Origin of the sequence: Microvirga pakistanensis (assembly GCF_004458765.1) — a bacterium.
GTDB lineage: Bacteria > Pseudomonadota > Alphaproteobacteria > Rhizobiales > Beijerinckiaceae > Microvirga > Microvirga pakistanensis.
The window spans coordinates 56,471-78,911 of the sequence record NZ_SPJX01000184.1 but is presented as its reverse complement, the minus strand read 5'-3'; the positions used below and the strand labels follow the sequence as shown (position 1 = coordinate 78,911).

Annotated in this window: 31 protein-coding genes; 8 read left to right on the top strand and 23 right to left on the bottom strand. The window is 59.4% G+C overall.

Features of this window, described 5'->3' with window-relative positions:
• Window positions 1-86 precede the first annotated feature (86 nt).
• Entirely contained in the window at window positions 87-686 is a 600-nt protein-coding gene (locus tag E4K09_RS08055; RefSeq protein WP_134496231.1) for a hypothetical protein, read from the top strand.
• 18 nt (window positions 687-704) lie between these two features.
• Here E4K09_RS08055 and E4K09_RS08050 read toward each other — a convergent pair whose 3' ends face one another.
• The 9 genes from E4K09_RS08050 to E4K09_RS08010 all read right to left on the bottom strand — a co-directional run bounded on the left by E4K09_RS08050 (window position 705) and on the right by E4K09_RS08010 (window position 6,143).
• Window positions 705-1,016, bottom strand: a complete 312-nt coding sequence (locus E4K09_RS08050) for an SWIB/MDM2 domain-containing protein (RefSeq protein ID WP_134496230.1) — start codon at window positions 1,014-1,016, stop codon at window positions 705-707.
• 186 nt (window positions 1,017-1,202) lie between these two features.
• Window positions 1,203-1,646, bottom strand: coding sequence for a response regulator (locus E4K09_RS08045; RefSeq protein ID WP_134496229.1), 444 nt, complete (start codon window positions 1,644-1,646; stop codon window positions 1,203-1,205).
• 91 nt (window positions 1,647-1,737) lie between these two features.
• Window positions 1,738-2,769, bottom strand: coding sequence for an apurinic/apyrimidinic endonuclease family protein (locus E4K09_RS08040; protein ID WP_134496228.1), 1,032 nt, complete (start codon window positions 2,767-2,769; stop codon window positions 1,738-1,740).
• Between the two features lie 42 nt (window positions 2,770-2,811).
• The gene (locus tag E4K09_RS08035; RefSeq protein ID WP_166802221.1) at window positions 2,812-3,165 is read right to left on the bottom strand and encodes a response regulator; all 354 of its coding nucleotides are present in this window, start codon (window positions 3,163-3,165) and stop codon (window positions 2,812-2,814) included.
• A gap of 380 nt (window positions 3,166-3,545) precedes the next feature.
• Window positions 3,546-4,280, bottom strand: a complete 735-nt coding sequence (locus E4K09_RS08030; protein ID WP_134496226.1) for a hypothetical protein — start codon at window positions 4,278-4,280, stop codon at window positions 3,546-3,548.
• Between the two features lie 21 nt (window positions 4,281-4,301).
• A complete protein-coding gene (locus tag E4K09_RS08025; protein WP_134496225.1) occupies window positions 4,302-4,715 on the bottom strand; it encodes a DUF3618 domain-containing protein in 414 nt (137 codons plus the stop codon).
• Window positions 4,712-5,122, bottom strand: a complete 411-nt coding sequence (locus tag E4K09_RS08020; RefSeq protein ID WP_244610416.1) for a phage holin family protein — start codon at window positions 5,120-5,122, stop codon at window positions 4,712-4,714. Before E4K09_RS08020 ends, E4K09_RS08025 begins: the two co-directional genes overlap by 4 nt.
• Window positions 5,119-5,661, bottom strand: a complete 543-nt coding sequence (locus E4K09_RS08015; protein ID WP_193557265.1) for a hypothetical protein — start codon at window positions 5,659-5,661, stop codon at window positions 5,119-5,121. Before E4K09_RS08015 ends, E4K09_RS08020 begins: the two co-directional genes overlap by 4 nt.
• 95 nt (window positions 5,662-5,756) lie before the next feature.
• A complete protein-coding gene (locus tag E4K09_RS08010; RefSeq protein ID WP_134496224.1) occupies window positions 5,757-6,143 on the bottom strand; it encodes a helix-turn-helix domain-containing protein in 387 nt (128 codons plus the stop codon).
• A gap of 109 nt (window positions 6,144-6,252) precedes the next feature.
• On the opposite strand from E4K09_RS08010, the gene E4K09_RS08005 reads away from it, so the two are divergent.
• From E4K09_RS08005 to E4K09_RS07995, 3 genes are all read left to right on the top strand, one after another.
• Window positions 6,253-6,990, top strand: a complete 738-nt coding sequence (locus tag E4K09_RS08005) for a helix-turn-helix transcriptional regulator (RefSeq protein WP_244610415.1) — start codon at window positions 6,253-6,255, stop codon at window positions 6,988-6,990.
• An 82-nt stretch (window positions 6,991-7,072) separates the two neighbouring features.
• Entirely contained in the window at window positions 7,073-7,714 is a 642-nt protein-coding gene (locus E4K09_RS08000) for an acyl-homoserine-lactone synthase (RefSeq protein ID WP_134496223.1), read from the top strand.
• Entirely contained in the window at window positions 7,701-7,949 is a 249-nt protein-coding gene (locus E4K09_RS07995; protein ID WP_134496222.1) for a hypothetical protein, read from the top strand. The genes E4K09_RS08000 and E4K09_RS07995 overlap by 14 nt, the downstream gene beginning before the upstream one ends.
• A 161-nt stretch (window positions 7,950-8,110) precedes the next feature.
• Here E4K09_RS07995 and E4K09_RS07990 read toward each other — a convergent pair whose 3' ends face one another.
• Window positions 8,111-8,605 carry a YciE/YciF ferroxidase family protein gene (locus tag E4K09_RS07990; protein ID WP_134496221.1) on the bottom strand — a complete coding sequence of 165 codons (495 nt, stop codon included), beginning with the start codon at window positions 8,603-8,605 and terminating at the stop codon, window positions 8,111-8,113.
• Between the two features lie 129 nt (window positions 8,606-8,734).
• On the opposite strand from E4K09_RS07990, the gene E4K09_RS07985 reads away from it, so the two are divergent.
• Entirely contained in the window at window positions 8,735-8,977 is a 243-nt protein-coding gene (locus E4K09_RS07985; protein WP_244610414.1) for a YgaP-like transmembrane domain, read from the top strand.
• Window positions 8,978-9,044: 67 nt separating this feature from the next.
• Here E4K09_RS07985 and E4K09_RS07980 read toward each other — a convergent pair whose 3' ends face one another.
• On the bottom strand, window positions 9,045-9,311 hold the full coding sequence (locus tag E4K09_RS07980; protein WP_091129684.1) for a GlsB/YeaQ/YmgE family stress response membrane protein: 267 nt from the start codon (window positions 9,309-9,311) through the stop codon (window positions 9,045-9,047).
• 147 nt (window positions 9,312-9,458) lie between these two features.
• Between E4K09_RS07980 and E4K09_RS28940 the strand changes: the two genes are divergently transcribed.
• From E4K09_RS28940 to E4K09_RS07970, 3 genes are all read left to right on the top strand, one after another.
• Window positions 9,459-9,626: a hypothetical protein gene (locus tag E4K09_RS28940; protein WP_166802220.1), complete on the top strand. Its 168-nt coding sequence runs from the start codon at window positions 9,459-9,461 to the stop codon at window positions 9,624-9,626.
• Between the two features lie 185 nt (window positions 9,627-9,811).
• Window positions 9,812-11,482: a methyl-accepting chemotaxis protein gene (locus tag E4K09_RS07975; protein ID WP_134496220.1), complete on the top strand. Its 1,671-nt coding sequence runs from the start codon at window positions 9,812-9,814 to the stop codon at window positions 11,480-11,482.
• Window positions 11,483-11,982: 500 nt separating this feature from the next.
• Window positions 11,983-12,585: a hypothetical protein gene (locus E4K09_RS07970; RefSeq protein WP_134496219.1), complete on the top strand. Its 603-nt coding sequence runs from the start codon at window positions 11,983-11,985 to the stop codon at window positions 12,583-12,585.
• 126 nt (window positions 12,586-12,711) lie between these two features.
• Here the strand turns inward: E4K09_RS07970 and E4K09_RS07965 are convergent, their stop codons facing one another.
• From E4K09_RS07965 to flhA, 12 genes are all read right to left on the bottom strand, one after another.
• Window positions 12,712-13,491, bottom strand: coding sequence for a DUF1217 domain-containing protein (locus tag E4K09_RS07965; RefSeq protein ID WP_134496218.1), 780 nt, complete (start codon window positions 13,489-13,491; stop codon window positions 12,712-12,714).
• Between the two features lie 36 nt (window positions 13,492-13,527).
• The gene (locus E4K09_RS07960; protein ID WP_134496217.1) at window positions 13,528-14,052 is read right to left on the bottom strand and encodes a hypothetical protein; all 525 of its coding nucleotides are present in this window, start codon (window positions 14,050-14,052) and stop codon (window positions 13,528-13,530) included.
• Window positions 14,053-14,203: 151 nt separating this feature from the next.
• A complete protein-coding gene (locus tag E4K09_RS07955; protein WP_134496216.1) occupies window positions 14,204-15,076 on the bottom strand; it encodes a flagellin N-terminal helical domain-containing protein in 873 nt (290 codons plus the stop codon).
• Window positions 15,077-15,490: 414 nt separating this feature from the next.
• Window positions 15,491-16,345 carry a CheR family methyltransferase gene (locus tag E4K09_RS07950; RefSeq protein ID WP_134496215.1) on the bottom strand — a complete coding sequence of 285 codons (855 nt, stop codon included), beginning with the start codon at window positions 16,343-16,345 and terminating at the stop codon, window positions 15,491-15,493.
• Window positions 16,342-17,457, bottom strand: coding sequence for a protein-glutamate methylesterase/protein-glutamine glutaminase (locus E4K09_RS07945; RefSeq protein ID WP_134496214.1), 1,116 nt, complete (start codon window positions 17,455-17,457; stop codon window positions 16,342-16,344). The genes E4K09_RS07950 and E4K09_RS07945 overlap by 4 nt, the downstream gene beginning before the upstream one ends.
• 4 nt (window positions 17,458-17,461) lie before the next feature.
• On the bottom strand, window positions 17,462-17,845 hold the full coding sequence (locus tag E4K09_RS07940) for a response regulator (protein ID WP_134496213.1): 384 nt from the start codon (window positions 17,843-17,845) through the stop codon (window positions 17,462-17,464).
• Between the two features lie 56 nt (window positions 17,846-17,901).
• Window positions 17,902-18,351, bottom strand: coding sequence for a hypothetical protein (locus E4K09_RS07935; protein ID WP_244610413.1), 450 nt, complete (start codon window positions 18,349-18,351; stop codon window positions 17,902-17,904).
• A complete protein-coding gene (locus E4K09_RS07930) occupies window positions 18,348-18,692 on the bottom strand; it encodes a flagellar protein FlgN (protein WP_134496212.1) in 345 nt (114 codons plus the stop codon). Before E4K09_RS07930 ends, E4K09_RS07935 begins: the two co-directional genes overlap by 4 nt.
• Window positions 18,693-18,702: 10 nt before the next feature.
• Window positions 18,703-18,996 carry a rod-binding protein gene (locus tag E4K09_RS07925; protein WP_166802219.1) on the bottom strand — a complete coding sequence of 98 codons (294 nt, stop codon included), beginning with the start codon at window positions 18,994-18,996 and terminating at the stop codon, window positions 18,703-18,705.
• Between the two features lie 186 nt (window positions 18,997-19,182).
• The gene (locus tag E4K09_RS07920) at window positions 19,183-19,581 is read right to left on the bottom strand and encodes a hypothetical protein (RefSeq protein ID WP_134496210.1); all 399 of its coding nucleotides are present in this window, start codon (window positions 19,579-19,581) and stop codon (window positions 19,183-19,185) included.
• A 6-nt stretch (window positions 19,582-19,587) separates the two neighbouring features.
• On the bottom strand, window positions 19,588-20,340 hold the full coding sequence (fliR, locus tag E4K09_RS07915; protein WP_134496209.1) for a flagellar biosynthesis protein FliR: 753 nt from the start codon (window positions 20,338-20,340) through the stop codon (window positions 19,588-19,590).
• Entirely contained in the window at window positions 20,337-22,412 is a 2,076-nt protein-coding gene (gene flhA, locus E4K09_RS07910; RefSeq protein ID WP_134496208.1) for a flagellar biosynthesis protein FlhA, read from the bottom strand. The genes fliR and flhA overlap by 4 nt, the downstream gene beginning before the upstream one ends.
• Window positions 22,413-22,441: the final 29 nt, after the last annotated feature.

Here is a 22,441-nt window from a genome sequence, read left to right as displayed (position 1 = left end):
ACCGTCGTGGCCAATGGGCGCCGCAGCCGGCTGACCTATTTGATCGCCATGACAGCATGGCCATAGGTACTCCCATGACGAAAGCGATGCCACTCCTCTTTTCGGCAGCCCTTCTGGCGCTCGCCCTCCCCTCGCCCGCCTGCGCGTCGCAGGCGGCCCTGCGATGGTTCGAGAGCCAGGGTTATGTCGGCCCCAAGGGGACCCGCATCGTGGCCTGTCATGGATATGGCTGTTCGCGACGCCAGGTGGTGTCCGTGGCTGGCTGGCTCAGCCGGGCGGGCGCATTGCTGAAGGCCGCCAGAGCCTCTCCCGATACGGAAAGAAAGGCCTTGGCGCAGGTGGTGAGCGCCTATACGGCCTATTTGGCAGCTTCGATCGGAGGGAAGCCCGACATCCCAGGCTCGCCGGCCCAGATGTCGGGCGTGCATGGCCAGATGGATTGCTTGGACGAAACCGCCAATACGACAAGTCTGCTTCTCGTTCTGCAGGACCAAGGCCTGCTCGCCCACCACAAGGTCGAGCCGCCGGAATCGCGCGGATTCTTTCTGGATGGGCGATACCCGCATTTCTCCGCTGTGATCGTGGAGAGCGGGAACCGGCAGGAATGGGCTGTCGACCCATGGAGGAAGGCGCCGGGCCAGAGGCCCGAAATCCTGCCGCTCGTTCAATGGCGGCAGGATTCCTGATCGGAGAGGGCCGAAGTCCTACTTCAGGTGCTGGGCGAGGTGCTTGTTCATTTCGAACATGGTCACCTTCGGCTTGCCGAAGATCGGCTGCAGCTTGTCGTCCGCGAGAATCTCGCGCTTGTTCTCAGGATTCTGCAGGTTGTTCTTCTTGATGTAGTCCCACATCTTGCTCACCACCTCGCCGCGGGGCAGCGGGTTCGAGCCGACGATGGCGGCCAGCTCCTTGGACGGCTGCAGGGGCTTCTGAAGAGCATTGGGCTTGGAACCAGCGGCCGCCTTGGCAGCAGTCTTCTTCGCACCGGCTTTTCCGTCTGTCGTCTTGGTCGGCATGTATTCCTCCGGGAGTAGAGTGGGAGAGCTCCTCGGCGGCCGCTTGTCCTGGCGCCGCGAGCCCATTGACCTCCGCTTTCGTCGGATCGTCCGGAGACTGTTTCAAGACCCCAGTCCCCGATGGAAGGTCAATTCGGGCAGAGCTTATGTCTGCTCTGCGGCTTCAGCAAGATAGAGTTCAGGAATTTAGGCTGTTTTCGGAAACGGAAGGATTTTTGCCGTTGTCTTGAGATGGGATGGCTCGAGGCGCAGGCCGCGCCTGGACCGCTCGCTCGCCGAATGGACATGAGACACGATGGCTTCATTCGGGCAGGGCTTGGCCAGGAAAGCGGCTCCCTGAGGCAGGTCTCCCTGTGCAGGCCATTGGCGGCCGGACATGATCAGGATCTCGGCTTCCGGCCAGGATTCATGAACCTTGTGAGCCAGTTCGAAGCCGCTGCAGCCATTCGGCATGTCCACATCCGTGAGGAGAACGTTGATGTGGAGGCCTGCCTCCAGGAGAACCAGTGCCTCCGTGGCGTTGGCGGCCTCAACCACCTTGAACCCGGAATCTTCAAGAAGTTCTGCAACAAAAAAACGAATGAGGGGCTCGTCTTCAACCAAGAGAACTGTGGATTGAAACTCAGGCATCAGGCGCTCTACGGACAAACAATGTTCGTGAACGCGCGAGTCGGCGTGTTGTTCCATTCGGAAAGCGTGCTTTCCGAGCTTTTCACCGATCTCAATAAAGCAGGGCTGCCGACGTCTCCACGTGCCGGGCCAAGCCCGCGGACGCAACGTTCTTCAGTTTCGCCTCCACTTCGAAATCAGACCAGGTCAGATGGCGTGCGACGAGGTCGTTGACGGCCAGGTTCCACATCAGATCCGAGTGGCCGCGCAGATCCCTTGGCCTGATCCCGGTCCGAACGAGCGCCCTGAAATCCGGCAGCGTGGAGATGTCGTGACCGGAGAGCAGATCCTCTCGCGACACGCTGATATGGCTCAAGGGCCGCACGCCCCGCCAGGACGCGATGATCGTGGCGATCCTGGGATCGTTCGGCTCCACGTATTCGCCTTCGCTCTTGATCCAGTGATGATGGAGGTCGAGAACGATGGGCACCACGTCGGCCAGCGGCAGAAGATCGTCGAGGCCGAAACTGACTTCGTCGTTCTCGATGGTGATCAGGTTTCTCGCGGTCTCCGACAGCCGCCCCACCCCCTCGCGGATGCCCTCGGCTCCCACCGCCTTCGCGCCGCCATGGATGTTGATGTGCGCGCCGTGTGGGTGCCAGCCGTCCCCGTATCCCATGTAGCGCATCACATCCGCATGATACTCGAACTCGGCGACACCGTTGGCGACGGCGGAGGGGTTCGGAGAAGCGATCACGCAGAACTGGCCGGGATGCATGCTCAGACGCACGCCGTGCTCGCGTGCGAGCTGTCCGGCGGCGGCGAGCCTGCTCTCGATCAATGTGCGCAGATCCCGATCCCGGTAGAAGACCTCGCAGATGGGATGCGTGTAACCCGGCAGAAGATCGCTCGAGAGGCGATGCAACCGCTCCAGCGGCGGGCGGCCCGCCACATACTCAATCTGCCGCGTGAACGCCTCGAGGTTGTGAGCGACGACGGAGGCGAGCTTGTCATAAGCCGCCTTGGGATCGAGACGCCCGAGATAGGCCATTGTGACGGAGCTGGTATTCATCGGCCGCGCGGCATCAGCCTCGCCGCTCTCGGGCACGAACTTGCAGCAGAAGCCTAATCGCGGGTCTGGCATGCGAGACAGAAGCCTCTCGTGTCGGGTTCCTGCCTCATGCGATTAACATGGAAACGAGCGCGAAGAAGTCTCCCCGATCGACTCCAGAATCGCACTCTCCTCGAACGGCTTCGGAATGAAGGCGAATTGGCGAAGGGATTGAGGCAGATCGCTTGGTTGCGATGCGGACACGAAGGCGAATGGAATGTCCCGCTCCGCCAATGCGGCCGCAACGCCGAAGCTCTTTCCGCCAACCACGTCCACGTCGAGGAGCGCATAGTCGAAACCGTCCTCGAGATGGTCATAGGTTTCAGCAAGAGAATCGAAAACGCCTACGACCTCATGCCCCTCATCCTCCAGGATCGCCTGAAGGTCGGATGCGATAAAAGGATCATCTTCCAAAATCAGAATACGCACACTACGACTCCGCTCAATAGCAGCCGGATCGCCTGAAAACCAATCTTTACAGCTGAACCGCAATCGTGTCCCAACCCTCACGGCAACGGACTGATGAATGCAGAGTTCCGGCCAAGCCGAGAACGCCGGTCGTTTCAGGGCATATGGTTAAATTCCGCCGCCGAATCCTTGAAATGCAGCCTGCGCGGCACCATCTCAGTATCAACCTGGCGGCGTATCGCCTGCCAGATACGGTCACGATGCCGAGATGATGACGCCGGATGTACGCGCATGATCTCGCCGTGGCCGTTGCCTTTTCTGGCTGCCTTCTTCCCTGAGCACGATTTCCAAAGAAAAGGCGCCGGCACGATGCCGGCGCCTTCCGTCCATGGGAAATTTTCTCAGTGACGGTTCGCGTCACGACGATCCGGATCGAACTCGCTCTCGTGGCGGCTGAACTGCGCCTCGTCACCCGTGAAGGCTTCCTCCACATACTCGCGTCCACGAGTGGCCGCGTCGCGCGCATACCGGAGGCCCTGGTTCCGTACCTCGTCGGCCCACTCGCCGAAGAACTCGTTCTCGCGCCGGGTCCGCGGCAGAAGCGCACCAAGGAGCAGGCCGGCCGCCAGGCCCACAAGGCCGACCACCATCGGGTTTTCGGAAACGTAGTTCTGCATGCCGCCACGGACATTACCGAAAGCCTTGGTCGAGCGGCCGCCCATATGACGCACGCGACGACGCTGCCCCTCATAAGCACCCGATGCCCATCCGGTGGCGCGATCATAGGTATCGCGAGCCCACTCGGACGCTCCCTCGTATGCGTCCTCCGCACGGTCCCGTATGTCGCCAGCCATCTCCTGGGCTCTGTCGCTCATCGAACCACCCTGGTTCTGCGCTTGGCGCTGTGAGGCTTGAGAGCTGTTCTTCGACCTGTCGCCTCCCTGGCCGCTACCCAGAGGCTGGGACGCCTGTGAGGCCGACGCGCCACCCTGGGCGCCTTTCATATCGTCATGCGCATGGGGCATCGGAGCCTCACCGATATTGCCCACGGAGGTGCCGGCAGAAACCTTGCCGGCTCCGGTCTCGTTCTGCTTGTCGGTCGCCGACTTGCCACCTTCGTTCTTTGCGTTGGCCATTGAAAGCTCCTGTTCCGTTCGTCAAATGCGGGAGTTCGGTGTACGGCGATCGAACATGCCGTCAGTCTGCTCGAGCGGAGCGGCGCCCGCATCGTAGATTCGCAGGTCGCTCGGCTCTCCTACGAGATCCTGCTCCGTGATGAAATCATCGTCCGCAGCGATCAGCCGGGTCGGACGGCGGCGCGTCGGGCGTCCCAGGCGATAGGCGAGAAGACCGAGGCCGGCCACGATGAGCATGACCGGCACCGGGTTGCTGCGCACCGTTTCGAGAACCCGGTCGTAGAGAGGGCCGTATTGGCTGGCGCGAGCGGTCCCGAGCATGTCGTCGACCACGCCCGAGACCGTCATCTTGTTCTGGAGTTGGTCAATGGTGCGATCAAGCTGCGCGCGGCTTTGCTCAATGTCCTTCTCCAGGTCCTGAAGGCTCTGTGTCATCCTGCACCTCTTTCGGAGAGAACCTCCGCGTCGCGCTTGAGGGAGCGCATGGTTCGCTGCGGCGTCAGCGTCGACGCCGACATGGCATGGCGTCCGTACAGGCCGAGACCGATCGCGATGATCGCCAGTCCCCCACCCACGATGAGGGCCGCCAAGGCCTCGGAATTCACGACGGTCGCGAGCCATTCGACCAGCGACTCCGTCAGGAGCATGACTGCGGCGATCGCGAAGATGGCCGCAACGACCACAAGCGCCAATCCGATGAAGAGCGTCCGGATATTCTGAGAGATCTCTGTGCGAAAGAGCGTGAACTCCTTCTGGGCAAGATCCGTAGACTCGCGGAGGGCCTCACCGACGAGGCCCTGGATGGTTTGATGGTTGTTGCCCTGCATGGCGCTCTCCGTCATGCGCTGGTTCTGGCCCGCGGGTGCTGGGCCTGCTGGGACCGGCCGCGATCGGGCCGTGATGCCCCCGGGCCCATGGCCCCCTGACCCATGCGGTCCTGACGCAGATCCTCGGCCGTGCTCTTGAGGAACCGGGCTGCCAGGAAGCCAACGGCAACCGACACGGCAGCCGCCGTCGCCGGGCGGCGGCGGACGATATCCTCGAAGTCGTTGAAGAAATCCGCGAAGCTGCGGTCGCGAATGGAATCCGCGAGCTGCTCCAAACCATCGGCGGCGCTGTCGACGACGGCGCGAATGTTCGGCCGCTCATCGAACGAATGAGTGGAATCGCGCAGGGACGTCGCGAAGTCCGCGACCGACTGCGCAATGTCGCCCTTGCGGCGCTCGGCATAACCAGCCGCCTGCTCGCGCGCGGAGTCGACGAAGTACCTGCCACGCTCGACAGCCGCACCGGCCATATCGCCGACGTCGCCTTTGAGAGCATCCCAATCATCGCTGCCGGTATCTGGCTGCCTATTTCCGTTCTGCTGTCCCACGCCCATGGTCAACCTCTCTCAATCGTGGGGGAGTAACCATTAGAAGCGCGGCAGGTTCCGATGGGCCGCTCCGAACCTTCAGGCTTGTCGGGAGTTCGCGCCTAGTGCAGCGAAGCCAACCAGTCGACCAGATCAGCCACCTTCTTGCGGACCTCGTCATCCTTCAGGCGCAGGAAGCCGCGGACGAGGCGATCGCTGCCCGGTTTCATCAGAAACTCGGCCATTTCATCGTCATCTGCGGCCCCAGTCTTCGGAAAGCCGGGCGTCTCCTCGAAAAAGAACTCGATACTCACATCCAGAATGGTCGCGATCTGAAGAAGGCGACTCGCTCCGATACGGTTCACCCCTTTCTCGTACTTCTGGACTTGTTGGAATGTGAGGCCCAGAGCCTCAGCCAATTTCTCCTGACTCATCCCTAGTTTGATCCGTCTGGATCGCACCCGGCTGCCGATATGAGCGTCGATGGGGCTGGGTGACTTCTGCTGCAATCCCCTCTCCTTCCTAATTGCCAGGTCAGGGTCATTATACCCCTTCCATAACCTTGGGTAGTAAAAGTATGATATACACCTGTTAATAGAAATCCCTCAGGAGGCACCGGTGTCTCATTCGAGCTTCGATTACGCGACAGAAGCCTTCGACTTCATTGGTAGGCTTGAAGCTCTTTCGTCCGTCCCAGACGTAATGGATGAAATGGCGAAATCTTTCGCGCTATTTGGGTTCGAAAACTTCATCATTACAGGACTACCGAACCTAAAAGAGCGGTTCGACCAAGTTGTACTTCTTAAGAAATGGCCACTTGGCTGGTTCGACATCTATGCAAAGGAAGATTATGTTCGCGTTGATCCTGTCATTCGTCTCTGCCGAAACACAGTACAACCATTCGAGTGGTCCGAGGCCCCTTTCGATCGGGATAGAGAGCCGCGCGCAGCCGAGGTCATGGACAGAGCGACCGATTTCCGGATGAGGGATGGATTTTGCCTGCCGATCCACGGCATCAATGGGTACGAGGCCTGCTTCTCCATGAGCGGGGTCGACCTTGATCTGTCCTCCCGAACGAAGCCAGCCCTTCACCTCATGGCCATGTACGCCTTCGAGCGCGCCCGGCAGTTGCTCAACCCCCTTCCCTGCCGCGGAGCGGGTCTGCTGACCCCTCGGGAGCGGGAGGCGCTCATGTGGGCCGCAGCCGGAAAATCGGCGGCCGATACAGGCGATATCCTCGGAATCACCGAGCGAACGGTCACGGCGCACATCGTCAGCGCCTGTCAAAAGCTGGAAGCCACCAATAAGACCCAGGCCGTAGCCCGAGCCATGCAGTACAAGCTTATCCAGGCCTGATGAAGAACCTGTAATTTCCTACAATACCAATCACAAATTATTTGGGCGAAATGTCATTCCACTCAGCAAGGGGGTGACATCAATGACCCATATCCATGTGATTACAAGCGACAACAGGGGGCTTTACGAAGACGGCATCCAGCAATTCTACCGCCTTCGGCACCAGATCTTTGTCGAGGAGCGGGGCTGGACCGACCTCAGCCATTCCAACGGGCTTGAGATCGATGCTTATGATAACGAGCACGCCGTCTATCTCCTCGCCATCGATGCAGGCCGCGTGGTCGGTGGGCAGCGGCTTTACCCGACTTTGCTGCCTCACATGATCAGCGACGTCTTTCCCCACCTGGTCCAGCGCAACATCCCGCAGGCTGCCGATGTCCTCGAGTGGACACGCTACTTTGTCGTGAAGGAGCGGCGCACCGGGCGGACGGATTGCCGCCTTCTGGCTGCCATGCAGGAATACTGCCTGGAGAACGGCATCAGTGAGGTCACTGCGGTTGTCGAGATGTGGTGGCTGCCACGCTGGCAGCAGACCGGCTTCAAGGTTCGCCCTCTTGGCTTGCCTCAGATCATCGAAGGGCAACCCTGCATCGCAGCCGCCGTCGAGATCTCGACTGCCAGCCTTGAGCATGTTCGCAAGCTGGCCGGCTTGCGTGGACCCTCGCTCATCAGGCACGTCAGACCCTCACCGTCTCACCCGGGGATGCCCCATGTCGCCGCCTGACGAGAAGCTCGCTCTCGCCTCCTTCGTGCAAGAAGAGATGATCGATGGAGTTCAGGAGAATCTCGGTCAGTTGCTGAGCATGCTGCCTCCGATTGCGTGCCTCAGACTCCTGGCGTTCCTGCATCTGGTCGAACAGCCCAGCACCATGAAAGCAACCTTTGACGTGCATCCGTCAGGGGCCATGCGGCTGACGCTCGAGACAGCCGTCGCCCCTTGCGGGTGCCACCGCCACTAACACGGTGCCCACGCTTCCATAAAGATAGCAAAGCCCCGCCTGGAAGCGGGGCTTTGCCACGAAAGAGGGTGAGAACCGGCTCCACCTGCATGGAACCGGTTCTCGTTTTCGACTTGCCGCATTCTTGAGCGGCGAACCGAATCCACTTCGCCGAAAAGGCTCTAGGCCGCCTTTGTATTGATGCGCGCCTCGGCCAATTTCGTGAGGAGAGCGTCAGTCTTCTTCTCCTCCTGAAGGTTCTGGTCGAGCAGCCTGGCGGCCTCATCCATGCCGAGCTCCAGAGCCCAGGTCTTGAGGGAGCCGTAGCGCGTGATCTCATAGTGCTCGACGGCCTGGGCAGCAGCCAGGATGCCGGCATCGAGAGCCTCGCTGTCCGCAAAGTCCTCCATGACCTCCTTGCCCTCTTCGATGATGCCATTGATGGCTTCGCACTGCACGCCACGGGCGGCCTTGTCCAGGCTCTTGAAGACCTGTTCAAGGCGATCGATCTGCCCCTCGGTCTCCTCGCGGTGCGTCTCGAAGGCCTGCTTCAGCTCCTCCGATTCCGCATTCTTTGCCATTTTCGGCAAGGCCTTCAGGATCTGCTTTTCGGCGTAGTAGATATCCTTCAGGGTATGAAGGAACAGGTCGTTTAAGGTCTTTTCCTTGGCAGGCATCGTGAAACTCCATAGTGGTGAGCGTGGACTCAACGACAGCCAAGTTTTCCGGTTCCTTACGACCTCCGGCTCGCGGAACAACACGGATCGGCGTCGCGTTCGGCCTCTGCTCACCTAAGGAGAAAGAACGTGGCGAACATCATCTCGACCGGAGCCGGATCCCTGACGACCGGAGAGCCGAATCTCAGCACGACGGAACGTGGCGTCTACATGCTTGTAGGGCTTGGCCTGGCCGCTGCGGCCGCCAAGCCTCGCCCCAATCCGCTCCTGAACGTGCTGGCGCTTGCGGGCGGTTCCTATCTGGCCTGGAGGGGATATGTCGGCAATTGCCCCGTCAAGGCAGCCCTGACCGGCCCCCACGACGCGGCATGATCGCTTTCGAAAGCAAATGGAAATGGGCCGCGCCCAGGGCGCGGCTCTCTCCAAAACGGCAGATCGATCAATACGTTGTCGTCGAACGCCGGCCGGCAATCAGGCCGTAGATGAAGAGCACGATGATGGCTCCCACGATCGCGCCGATGAAGTTCGCGCCATCGTCGGGGCCATACCAGCCGACGGCACGCCCGAGATAGGTGGCCACGACAGCACCGATGATACCCAAGATCGTGGTCATGATGAAGCCGGAAGGCTCGTTCCGGCCCGGCATGATCCACTTGGCGATAAGGCCGGCCACAAAGCCGATGATGATGGTCCAGATGATGCTCATGATAGCGTCCCTGAGTGCGTTGCCTCCACAAGAACGCGTATCTCAAGCTAAGGTTGCGGGACACGGAAAGCGACAAGCGGCATTTTTTCATGATCTCGCCGCAGTTCCAGGAGAGCCTTTTGTCTCTGCCATTAGGAGGTGACGTCCATGAATACAGGATCTCCCTGGACATATGAGGCCGTTCAGATGCTGAAGGCTCTTGCGCAGGAGGGCATGCCGGCTTCGGTGATCAGTCTCAAGCTCAAGCGGCCGATTGCCGATGTACGGGCCAAGCTCGGCGATCTCGGGATCATCCCGGCAGCCGAAGAGCGATAGGCTCTCAGGGACCACAGGCTCAATGAGTCCGCATCGGCTCTAGATTTCATGGCTATAATCCTGCCGCGGCTCGGCAGGATTGGCTTTCTTGCAGAGAACCCGTGTCAGTCTCGCACAAGCCACCCCCGCTACGCTGATTTCCCGCTTCTCTATGCAGCAGCGCGAAATCCGTTGGGGGAGGATCCATGAAAATCAGAACGAAGTTATTTGCGCTCGCGACCGCGCTGAGCCTACTAGCAACGACCATCGCCGGCGTGGGAATCTACACCGTACAGACCTACGATGCAGCGGTTGATGATGTCAGCGCTTCGGCTCTTCGTGCCCTTTATGCGGAGCGCCTCAACCGGCTGGTGACACAGGTCGTCATGGAATCCCGCGGCATTTACGCGTCAGCCGACACTCAGGAGGCGCGGAAGTTCGGGGAAGGATCGCTCGCCGCGCTCAAAGAGATCGATGCCCTGCTCGTCAAATGGGAACCCATCCTGCCCCCTGAGGAAACCGCAGTCTTCGACGCCTTGAAGAAGGATGCGGCCGCCTTCAAGACGTTCCGAACGGAAACCGTGAGGCTCGGCAACGAGGTCTCGCCCGCTGCGGCCAACGCCCAGGGCAATACGGAGGAAAACCGCGCCAACAGGAAGGCCTATCAGGCCCGCATCGACCAGATGATGGAGAACGGCAGGAGGGCCATCGAACAGATCGATCAGCAGGCCAATATCCTGTACGACGAGATGATGAAACTCCTGGGGGCCTTGGCTGCCGGTGGCGCCATCATTGCTCTTCTCCTGAGCTGGCTGATCGGAAGCCGCCAGATCGCCCATCCGCTCCAGAGGCTGACCGCGGCGCTCCAGAAACTCGCCTCCGGCGATTTCAATCTGCCTCAGGTCAAAGCCGGCCGAGACGAGATCGGCGATATCTGGAAGGCCACCCAGGTCTTCGCCGCCGCCATGCAGGAGGCTCAACGGCTCAGAGACGAGCAAGCCGAAACCGAGGGCCGAATGGCGGAGAGGCGCAAGGCAGAAATGACGGCCCTGGCCGAGCGGTTCGAGCGCAGCGTCGGCGGCCTCGTGCAGCACCTGTCATCCTCGGCAACCGAGATGGAGGAATCTGCTCGATCCTTGGCTGCGGTCGCGAGCCAGACGACCACTCAATCGATCACGGTCTCGTCGGCCGCGCAGCAGACCTCCGCCAATGTTCAAACGGTTGCCGCAGCGACCGAGGAACTCTCCATCTCCATCCGTGAAATCGCAGCTCAGGTCACGCAATCGTCCAAGATTGCCGATCGTGCGGTCGACGGTGCTCAGCGCACGAACGTGACGGTCCAGGATTTGGCGGCAACGGCCGAAAAGATCGGGAACGTCGTGCAGCTGATCAATAACATTGCCGGACAAACGAATCTGCTGGCCCTCAACGCCACCATCGAGGCGGCTCGCGCAGGTGAAGCCGGAAAAGGCTTCGCCGTCGTTGCCTCCGAGGTGAAGGATCTCGCCAGCCAGACCGCGAAAGCGACCGAGGAGATCTCGCTCCAGATCGGCTCCGTGCAGCAGGCGACCCAGCAGACCGTAGAGGCCATCCAGGAGATCGCCCGCACGATCAATGAAATGTCACAGATTTCGCTGTCGATCGCAGCCGCGATGGAGGAACAGGGAGCCGCCACGGCCGAAATCGCCCGAAATGTCCAGGAAGCGGCTCGCGGCACGGAAGCCGTGACCGGCAACATCATCGATGTTCAGAAGGGCGCCGGCGACACGGGTACGGCGGCATCCCAGGTCCTTGGCACGGCTCAGGAGCTGGCCAAGCGCTCAAGCGAACTTGGCCAGGAGGTGGCGAGTTTCCTGACGGGCGTCAAGGCGGCCTAATCCTGTGCAAGGCCAAGTCGATATTGTCCGCGCCCAGCAGACCTTGCGGCTTGGCCTTGCCAAATCCGATCCCGTACCTGGCAGCGGAAGGTCTCGCCGAACGCGCGCAGGAGGCGGGCTGCGCCAATGGAGGGTGCGTCTCGGGAGCACCGGACTCATCTCCTCTCGGACACAGGATCGGCAGCTTGGGATTCTTGATCGCCAGGAGCTCGATGCGCGGATCGCAGCGGTACGCGTCCCAACGCCATGACCCGTCTCGGACAGCCGGAAGGTATGGATGAGGGAGCCTGGAAAAGTCAGGAGCGGGATGTCTGGTCCATCCGCAGAAAACCCCGCTTCTGAACGCCCACATCAAGGGCAGGAAGAACTTATGAATCGGAGCTTGCGCGAGGCTTGTCTCACCTCGCGCCACGCGGCGCTACTTCGAAGACTACGCTAACGACTTAGCAATAGAATGTGAGACATCTAGAACATCACCTTTGATTCTCTTGGCGGCGACGATGATCACACGATTCGAAAAAGCATTGCAGCAGGTGGCGCAAAGGAGCGGCCTGAACGACGATCGTCTTGCCCACGAACATCGTGCCCAGAAGGTCCGCCGCCTGGAGGAACTGATCCGCGCCAAGGAAGCAACGGGGGATCGCATCGTCATGGGCATCGGCGCGGCCCTTGTCGTATCCGCGATGGCGCTACCCGTCTACGTTTCCTTCGTTCGCGAAGGATATGCTTATCTCCCGAGTGTCGGCGGCTCCCTGACGTTCGGACGCGGTTCGGGCGTTGAGCGGCCTCAGAGAGCCCTCCTCCCGGACGCGGATGCCGTCGAGACGACGAACTCCATTCCTCGCCCAGCCGAAGGGCGGGAAGACGTAAACACCCGCCGTCAGGATGCGGCAGCGACGCCGTTCGCACGCTACGTCGTCCATCGTGCCACGGAAGCATCCGCCTTGATCGAGGGTCCCAATGGATTGTGGTGGGTCACACCCGGGATGAAGATCCCTGGCATCGGACAGATCCTTTCGATCGAGCATTCCGACGCAGGATGGGCCGTCGTCACGTCCGAAACCACGATCAGCGAGGCGGCCGGCCGATACGCAGGCTACTAAGGCCGGAGCGGTGTTCTGGCCCTAGAGCAGTTTTCGGCCAAGTAGATCCGGTTCGCCGCACAAAATCCGGGAACCATAGGAAAGAAGCGGTTTCACATCAGTGGAAACAGCTCTAGCGAGCCTCCCCTACCATCCGCCACGTTTGAGATTGGCGATGCTCATCATCAGGTCGAGGCTGACCCCCTGATCGGAGGACTGGTTGAAGAGAGTGAGAATCGGCGCCGACATGGACGCATTGTTCATGTCCCACATGGCGCTGAAGCGCTGGATCAGCTTGTCCACTTTCTTGGGATCCTGAAAGTCCTTGATGTCAATCAGCTTCTCGAGCTGCCGTACCTGGACGTCGATATCAGCTTTTGCGGCGGCCTTAGGAATACTGAACGTCGTCTGGACGAATTCCATAATCGCCTTGTCGGCCAGAATGCCCATGGTGGTCGTGATCGACGACGCCTTGCGCTTGAAGTAGAGAGCAAGACGGACGCCCTGATTGTCATCCCCCTCCCGCTGTTCGAGGGTCTGCTGGACATACTTCTCCACGGCCCCAGTGGTGGCACTCGCCGCCGACGTGGCCTCAGCACCCTTTCCGGCGAAGTCGAAAGCCTTTGCGAACTCCTTGTAGAGCGGATTGGTCATTTTGTTCGCCATGCTGGTTGGGTTGCTGAGCCCTTCCTGCAGGAGCTTCTTGATGAGCGCCTTGCCAAAAGCCATGTCCTCAAGACCGTAGGCCTTCATAGCGAACTTGAACACGCGATCGTTCTTGATGAAATCGTCGAGGGTTTTGATCGTCTTGATGGTCTTGTTGTAGTACTCAATCTCCCGCTTGACCACCGTGTCGTTCTCGATCAGCGCCTTCGTGCGCGTCATATTGTTCGTGATGATCTGATAACGAGTCGAAGTGCTGATCATGTTCCACCTCAGGCGTTTGCGATCCGTTACTCGGCTTCAGCGGATCAGGGGTAGGTTGGCGTTCGCAGGACCAGCTATATCCCGGCAATCCTGCCTGAACCTTTCAGCAACACGCTTCGTGTCTAACGGATTCAACTGAAACTGCGACCGCTGCGTCTCATAGCGGTAGTTCGAGAGCTCGATGACAAGCGACTGGGCTCCCGTCAGCCTCTCGAGAAACCTGGAGACTTGCTCGGGGCTTGCCAGCTGCCCTGCCTTCTCGCGATACACCCAATAGGATAGCTCCGGGCTGCCGTCATCGAACCAATAGACGGTGCTGCGTCCTCGCAGCGGACTGCGTCCGAGATAGCTTTTCTGCGAGACAGTGGCGGATAGAGCGAGCGCCTCCTGGGTCTCGCCACCGTTCGGGTATCTCGTGCATGTCAGCCATAGCAGAGCCTCGTCGTCCCCGCGCAGCCTCGCGAACGCGGCCTTCGGCCTGCCCTCCTGATCATGTTGAAGGACATAGTCCCACGACCCGATCCATGCAGCCAGAGCCTGAGCGCGTTCGGGGACGAACAACCAAGCTGCCCCGAGCACGAGAGTGAGGTGCGAAAATTTCTTCAATGAAAACAAATATGACGGCTGCTTACTCATGGCCGCACCAACATTTCACAAAAAAGAAGCCTCGCCCTTTCCAAGGCGAGGCTCCTCTTAGTCCATTCCGAGGCTCTTACTGGAAGAGCTTCAGAATCATCTGGCTGTTCTGGTTAGCCATCGAGAGAGACTGCACGCCGAGCTGCTGCTGGGTCTGCAGCGCCTGGAAGCGGGTCGAAGCCTCGTTCATGTCGGCATCGACGAAGGCGCTGACGCCGGCCGTGAGCGAGTCGGAGAGCACGCCGATGAACTCTTCCTGGGTCTCGAGCAGCGCCTTGGTCGCGCCGAGCTGGGCAGCTGCCGTCTTCACCAAGTCGATCGCATCCTCCACATCGTCAAGCAGAGCCTGAGAGGAAGTCGCGGCGACGGAGTTGTCATAACCGGTGTCCAGGGCAGTCATCAGCGCGCCGAGGTGGCCACCCGTCTGAGCCGCGTCGAACATCTGCGTGTCCGTTATGGTAACGGAGACAGTGCCCACCTTGCTGCTAGCGGCGCCATTCGAGTCATAGGAGACGACGAGTTCCTTGGCAGTGGTATCGTCTGTCTGCAGCCAGTTTTCGCCGTTGAAATTGGCGGAAGCGGCCGTGTTCTTAATGCCTTCCACGAGCTTCTTCAGCTCAGTGTTGATCTCCTCCTGCTGAGCGCCCGGCTGGGTCGCATTGACCAGGTTCTGCTTGGCCTTGTCGAGATAGGACGAGATCTTGCTCAGAGCCGTGGTGAAGGTGTCGATCATGGACTTCGACTGCTTGATCGAGTCCTTCACGGCACCCAGAGCGCCGTTATCGGAGCGCATCTGCGTAGCGATGGAGAAGTACGAGGCATTGTCGGCGGCCGAGCCGACGCGCAGACCCGTGGAGATCTGGTTCTGCGTCTTGTTCATCGCGCTCTGCGTGGACTTGAGAGCCTGCAGAGCGGTCATGGCGGAGAGATTGGTATTGATCGAAGACATGTGCTTCTTCCTTGAATGATGTGATTGTTCAGGGAATGTCGGGATCGACCGACCCAGCGGAGTGGCATCATGCCTCGAGAAAACTCTCGATCCGCTGCTCACATGACATCCGGGCTAAACCGGTAAAATGGAGTGGCATCATGCCCTGCCCTGCAAGAGCAGTCTCCATAGTGCTTTCTCGATGCGGGAGCCTTTAATGTGCTCGGTGCATTCGTGATGTCTTTATGCTCGAACTATTCCTATGGGTCAAGTACGAACGACAGAGAATTGTTGAACTTTTCGCAGCGCTCTTGTTAACCATAACAACAGTGGCAGCACGCAACGCCCGCATGAGCGGCAAGCATGCGATCAGCCCCGGCAGATCGGCCCGCCGATCTGCAACGATCCTTTCAACTTGATGGCTGCAATGAGCTTTTATCGTATGCCCGCTAAGGCAGGTCTCGTGGTCCCAGTTCCGGATGCGGATTTCCCGTACAGTCCCCGATAGGCCGAGTCGAGCGTCAGCGTATCGGTGATGCCGAGGATCGTCTCGGATGCACCCAGCACGAGACTGCCGTCGGCGGGCATCAGCTGTGCGATCCTGCGAAGGACATTCGCCTTGGTCGGCGTATCGAAGTAGATGAGCACATTTCGGCAGTACACGATGTCGAACTGCCCAAGGCGACTGAAATCTTCGATAAGATTCAGATAGCGGAAATCCACCATGGAGCGGATCTCCGGCGCGATTTGCCACTGCTCGCCCTTCTGGGTGAAATACTTCACCATGAGTCGGATCGGGAGCCCGCGCTGCACCTCGAACTGGTTGTAGACCCCTACCCTCGCCTTCTCGAGGACCTCGTTCGAAATGTCGGTGGCGACAATGTCGATCTGCCAACCGGGCATCCGAGCGGCAGCTTCCTTGAGGAGCATGGCGAGGGAATACGGTTCCTGCCCTGTCGAAGCCGCGGCGCACCAGATCCTGAGACGCCGGCTCGTCGCCCGCTCCTTGATGTACCGCGGCAGCAAAACATCCTGAAACAGATCGAATGGGGCCTTGTCACGAAAGAAGAACGTCTCATTCGTGGTCATCGCCTCGATCGTCGCGTTCTCGAGGGCCGATGACCGGCCCGACTTGATCTCCCAGACCAAGCGCGAGAGGCTCTCGATCTTGAAGCGCGTGCAAACGGACGTGAGCCGACTCTCGACAAGATAGCGCTTGTCGGGAGAGAGAGCCAAACCTGAGCGAGCCTTCAGAAACGCGCGGAGAGCTTCGAATTCGAGTTCGGTCATCGTGAGGTTCCGGCGATAAGGCTCTTCAGGGATTGGCCAATAGTGTCCAGGGGAAGAACGTCATGAGCAAGTCCGGCCCTCACAACACTTCCGGGCATTCCCCAGACGATGCTGCTGGCCTCGTCCTGCGCCATCACGGTCGCACCGGCCTGGACCAGGTGGCGGGCCCCGACCGTTCCATCGGATCCCATCCCGGTCAGGACCACGGCCACCGCCGAGGCGCCGAAGACCGACGCCGCCTCGCGGAACAAGACGTCCACGGCGGGGCGGCAGAAATTCTCCGGGGGATCGTCGTTGAGACGAACAGCAGGATTTCCCGACCCCGCATTCACCCCCATGTGACGGCCTCCTGGAGCCACGAGGACCGTACCGGCGACAATCGCGTCTCCATCCTTGGCCTCGCGGCAAGGAAGCGAAAGCAGCGTCTGCAGATGCTCGGCGAAGACTGCCGTGAACATGGGGGGCATGTGCTGGACGATCAGAACGGGAATTCTCGTCAGTGTCGGCCCGAGATCCTGCAGAACCCGCTCGACGGCTCTCGGCCCGCCTGTCGAGGAGCCGATGAGCAGGCACTTCGGACGCACATGGCCAGGCCTGAGCGAAGGCGCCGGAGCTGCCGGAGCGGACATGACGCCTGTTGCAGGCGCGGCAGGCGTCTGGCGCGCTTTCGCTGCGCTGAGGGCACACAGCTTCTCCAGAAGGTCACGCCGGAACAAGGCGGCAGCATCGGCTGCCCGCGCACTCTCGGGTTTTGCCAGATAGTCAACGGCGCCCAGCGAAAGGCACTTCAGCGAAACTTGGGCATTTCGCTTCGTCAGAGTTGAGATGACGATGACCTTGCTCGCGGGATGAGCTTTCAGAAGCAATGGAAGCGCCGCCAGGCCATCGACCTCGGGCATTTCAATATCGAGAAGCACGATTTCCGGCTTGTGCCGCTCGGCCATGTCAACGGCCATTCGCCCGTTCGATGCGGTGCAGACGACCTCAAACGGGCCAGCCTCGCCGACCCATCGGGCAATCATGCCACGAATGACGGCACTGTCGTCGACGACCATGACCCGAATGGGCTGTTCAGGACCGGAAACGGATCTGGTGGGCGGTTTCACAGACATCATCTCACACCGAACAGGTTTCAGAGAGGAGGCCGAGTTCTCGAAACTTCGCCGCCAAAATCACCTTGTCGAACGGCTTCATGATGTATTCATCCGCCCCGGCTTCCAGGGCTCGGGTGATATGATCCATGTCATTCTCGGTCGTACAGAAGACGACTTTCGGAGTCTCGCCTCCCGGGCGCTTCCTGAGTTCCTTGAGGAAACTGTAACCGTCCATGACCGGCATGTTCCAGTCGAGGAGAACGATATCCGGCATTCGAACCTGGCACGCAGCAAGTCCAGCTGCGCCATTCTCAGCCTCTGCAACCTCTAGCGAGAGGCTCTCAACAATATCCCGCGACACCTTGCGGATGGTGCGTGAATCATCAACGATCAGGCAGTATGTCATCGAAGAATTGTCCAAAGAGATGTATGGGTCGTCTGCACTGCGAAAGGCCCGTCGGCTCAGGATCGAATGTCCGATTTGCTGACGAAGTTAAAATTCTCGATCAGGATTTCTTTGACTATCTCCGCACCCAGGCGCTTGTTTATTCTGTCCCTGACATTGATAATCATATCATTGACATTGTATCGAGACAGGCGCTTGAAATCGAGCGTCGCATCCGAATAGATGTAGCGGAATATCTCATCCTGAATAAAGGAATCCGGAGGAACGGAGATTTCCCGCAATGTCTTCGAATCGGCAGTGAAGACCAAGTTTGCTACGACATAGCCCTGCACCGCTCCTTCAGCGATGATCGGGATGTTCAGAACTGGAATCTTTTTGTATTGCAAACCCTCGTAGTGCGGCTGCTCCTCGACGGATGCACGCCCGACCATCCACGTCACAGCCGCATAGCACGAGCCCAGCGTAACTGCGCAAACCCAGAACCCGGCTATGACGTTTCGAATCATGCTCCATAGCCCCCACGGACGACGTCGGCGGAGTATGTGGTATCCGACTCGGCCGCCTGAATGGCTCCCGAAATCACCGCTGAGATCTCCTGCACCGCACGCATGTGGCGCTCCAGGATCTCCTGGTTCTGCTCCAGCTTGGCTTTGAGTCGTTCCAAGCGCTTTGTCGTGATTGCATCAAGGGTAGCATTCTCAACCGTTCTCGCCATCCGGCTGATCTCCAGAAGGCTTTGACTCTTCCGGCGGTTAAATTCCTCGAGGTTGTTCAGATCCCGAGACAGCAGAGCTGCCGTCTCCAGATCCAGCGTCTCCTCGAGGCGGTCCAGTGATTTCATCAGCATTGGCTTTTCCCTACTTCTTCTCGCCAAGAATGTATTTCGCGAGCCCGATACCTCCTGATCTCGCCACCTGGGCGCCGATCTGTTCAGCCATCATGGTCTTCCAGATGGAGCCTGCACTGCCCTCGCCGTAGGTATTCTCCGCTTCCTTCGGAAGCATGGATTCGACAAAGGTTTGGAGGATGAAGGCCTCGAGCTCCTGGGCAGTCTTCTTCGACTTGGCAGCGGCAGCTGATTCCGCGTCGTTCCGCATCGAGTTTCGAATCTGATAGATATCCGCTCCCACGCCGATGGGACGGGCAGACATCGATCGCACAGTATCCTCAAAGGTCGCTTCGCCGACAGGCCCTCCCCCCTGAAGGAGGCTTCGAGTGGCTGCCTGATACCGGGCAGGATCGGCTGCTCGAGCGACATCGCTGAGAATGTCTGACGGGGGATTGATCGCCATTGCGATTTCCTTGTGATCGTTTGGCCGAAATCTACTCCCTGAGGCTTACGGGAGGCTTGTGCGATCTTTTTGAACGACGGCTTCTAGGATGGCGATGAGATCCTTCTTCTCCTGGCCTTGGCGAGCCTCCTCCTTGAGACGTGAGAGCAACTTCTCGCTGCGCTTCACCTTCAGGGCATTCTCCGTGGTAACAATCTTCTGCGTGACAATCGAAGCGTGAACACGGTCCTCCTCGAGCGCCAGTCTCTTCAGCCTGTTGGCGATCACGTCGACAAAGAGACCATGGAGCACATCGGCATCACCCATTGTCTCAAGGATCTCTTCCTGGGCCACCTTGAGCTCACTCTCCTTTCGTTGAAGGTTGGCGAGGTGCAGCTCTGCATTCTTATGGAGGTGCTGCTGAACCTTGATGATTCTATCGATCTTCTTGAGCCTCTGTTTCATGAAGGGTCAGCCTCTCAGCCACGAGGAAAAAGCTTCCATGAACAACAGCACGTAATCATGGGCGGCAAAGTACATCACAAACAATCCGCCGCACATGATAAATGGAGTGGCGATGAAGAAGACGGGTATTTGAGGTGTCAGCTTGTTTGTCAGCCCCGCCACCAGATTGACGATGACCGAGTAGAGAAGGAACGGACTACTGACTCTGAGTGACACCACGAAAGCCGCACCGGCTTGATCGACAAGCTCCGTGAGAGAAACCTGGAAAGCGACACCCTGACCGGCCGGCATTCTCGAGTAAGAGGAGATCAACCCTCGAATAAGCTCCCAATGGAGGTCGGACAGGAAAATCGCAGCCGTTGCCACCATCATGATCAGAGAGCTGACAGCGGGAAGAGGCTCGGATTCATCAAGAGGTGTTCCTGGCATCCCGCCATAGCCGATCGCCATCGAAACGGCACTCAGCATGGTCTGAAGTGCGAAGAAATAGACCCTTGCCAAGAGCCCGATCAGCAAGCCGATCAGAAGTTCGGACGCGATCCGGGTCAGCATTTCAGCCGGCCCAAGCCCGCTCAGGTTGCCGCTCACCTTATCCAGGAGCACAGGCGTTAGGGCGAGGCTTACGCTCAGAGCCAGGAAGAGACGGATCTGAGGCGAGATCCTGTTGCTCGACAAGGCGGGCGCAATAAGCATGCATCCGCCGATGCGGCAAAAAATCAGGAAAACGCTCAGCAGTATATCGGTGCTGATTTGGTTCATGCAACCGTGCCGAGCGAATTGACTTCGATGCCCCGGGCGATTTCCAAGTGAGACAGGACGGGCAACGAGGAGAACATCCGCTCGATGATCATGCGAACATAGGGTCGGGCATCAGGAGCCGTCACGATCGCGAAGTTCTTGACCTGCCCCATGCGTGTCTTGATCGCAGCGGAGGCCTCGGCACCGAACTGCTCAACGAGGCGGGGGTCGATATCGAACTCGACTACGTCCCCCTTGGCGTCCCGCTTCAAGCTCTGGTGGAACGCGATATCCCACTTGTTACCCAAACGCAGCACGTTGAGAGCTCCACCTTCAGCCAAGTCGCCGCAGATTTGCTGAGCCATTCGCATACGGACATGCTCGACGAGCTGCTCTGCACGGCGGGCGTGCGGAGCCACTTCTGCGATAGCCTCCAGGATGAGACCGAGATTCCGGATGGAGACGCGCTCTGCCAGCAGCAGTTTCAGCACCGCCTGCAGGCCGGAATAGGAAATCTGCGAGGGGCAGATATCATCGAGCAGACGCTTGTACTCCGGCTCAAGGCCGTCGAGGAGGTTGCGCACATCCTTATAGGAGAGAAGCTGGGGCAGATTGTTGCGAATGACTTCGCTCAGATGCGTCAGGAGAACGGAGGCGCCGTCGACGGCTACGAATCCCTGACGCTTGACCTCGCCGGCATAGGCGTCCGACACCCATAGCGCCTTCATGCCGAACGCAGGCTCGCGCACCTCGTCCCCGGGTACGTCCGGAACTGGACCATCGCCAAGAACGACCAACAGGTCACCCGGGCGAATCTCGTGCGTTGCGATGACTGTGCCGTGAATCTTGATCTGGTAGCTCTTGGCGGAAATCATGAAACTGTCCGACAGTTTGACTTCCGGCAGGACGAACCCGAAATCCTGGGCAAATTTCTTGCGCATCTTCTTCACGCGATGCGCAAGATCCCCATGGGAGCTCGCCAGAAAGGACGAGAGGTGCTTGCCAAGGCAAAGCTCCACTTCAGCGATCTTGAGGGTTTCCTTAACCGTGTCACTCGCTTCGATGAGCTTGTTCTGCTGCTCCTGCTCCTGACTTCGTTTTTCACGGGCTTCCTGCTCGGCTCGGTTCTTCGGGATGCTGTAGGCGACGAACCCCATGAATCCACCCAGCATCAGGAAGGGCACCATCGGTAGGCCAGGGACGATGGCGAAGATGAACATCATTCCCGATGCGACCATGAGTGCACGGGGATAGGCACCCAGTTGGTCCAGGACTGCCTGCTGGGCCTGCCCGCGTGTTCCGCCCTTCGACACGAGGAGACCCGCAGCCAGGGACACCACCAGCGCCGGAATCTGGCTCACCAGGCCGTCGCCAACGGAAAGCTGGGTGAAGACGTCCGCCGCCTTCGACAGCGACAGACCGTGCCGCGTAACACCGATGATGATCCCGCCGAAGATGTTGACCGCAATGGTGATCAAGCTGGCAACGGCCTCGCCACGGACGAACTTCGATGCACCGTCCATGGACCCGAAGAATGCACTCTCTTCCTCCAACTCCCGACGCCGCCTTTGTGCCTCCTTCTCGTCGATGAGCCCTGCAGACAGATCGGCATCAATGGCCATCTGCTTGCCAGGGATCGCATCGAGGGTGAAACGCGCTCCAACCTCCGCAATGCGGGTCGCACCTTTGGTGATGACCAGAAAGTTGACGGTGATCAAGATGATGAAGACGACGATGCCGATAACGAAATCGCCGCTCATGACGAAACGGGAGAAGCCACTGATCACATGGCCTGCAGCATCAACACCTTGATGACCATGTGAGAGAATGAGGCGCGTCGAGGCGATGCTGAGGGCCAGACGAAGGAGGGTGGCGATCAGCAGGACCGTCGGGAAAGCGGAAAATTCCAGGGGTTTCTGGATCCACAGCGCCACCATCAGGATAAGGACCGACAGGGCGATGGAGAAGGCTAGCCCCATATCGATGATAAGCGGCGGGATGGGAAGAAACAAAATTGCCAGAATGACGACAACGCCAGCGGCGAACATCACGTCCCGGCCGCGGTCCCTTGCTATCGTGTCGTTAGACGCCATGTGTCTCTCCAGTCGGTGAGCCAATCATC